The organism is Vibrio sp. Y176 (assembly GCF_033438945.1).
Map to the genome: position 1 here is coordinate 1 of NZ_JAWOQS010000710.1, position 632 is coordinate 632.

The window sequence follows — 632 nt, forward strand, 5'->3', positions numbered from 1 at the left end:
ATGAAAGTTCGTCCTTCTATCCTTGACCAAATCGGTATTGCGAAAACCGAACCTAGTGATGCGAACAACCAAGATATTTCATCACTCGTTGGTAAAGTGGATATCCGTAAACTCGACCACTACTCTCAAGACGACCCAGATGCGTACAGCTACTCTGGCGCGCTGTGTAAAGCAAACCAAGGCTTGATGGAATTCGTCGAGATGTTCAAAGCGCCAATTAAAGTATTGCACCCATTACTAACCGCAACACAGGAAGGCAACTTTAACGGGACGGAAGGCCTTTCTGCGATTCCATTCGACGGCATGATTTTAGCTCACTCTAACGAATCTGAGTGGCAAACCTTCCGCAACAACAAAAATAACGAAGCCTTCCTAGACCGTGTATACATCGTAAAAGTACCGTACTGTTTACGCGTATCGGAAGAAGTTAAAATCTATCAAAAACTGCTTGAAAACAGTGAACTATCTCAAGCCCCTTGCTCACCAAGCACATTAGAAACATTGGCGCAGTTCAGCATTCTTTCTCGTCTGAAAGAGCCTGAAAACTCGTCTATCTTCTCGAAAATGCGCGTGTACGACGGCGAGACGCTAAAAGACACCGATCCTAAAGCGAAAAGCTACCAAGAATATCG

General features: G+C 44.8%; 1 pseudogene. It reads left to right on the plus strand.

Annotation, left to right across the window (positions count from 1 at the left end):
* Positions 1-632 (plus strand): annotated as a pseudogene (locus R7O13_RS28205) (PrkA family serine protein kinase); the annotation flags it as partial.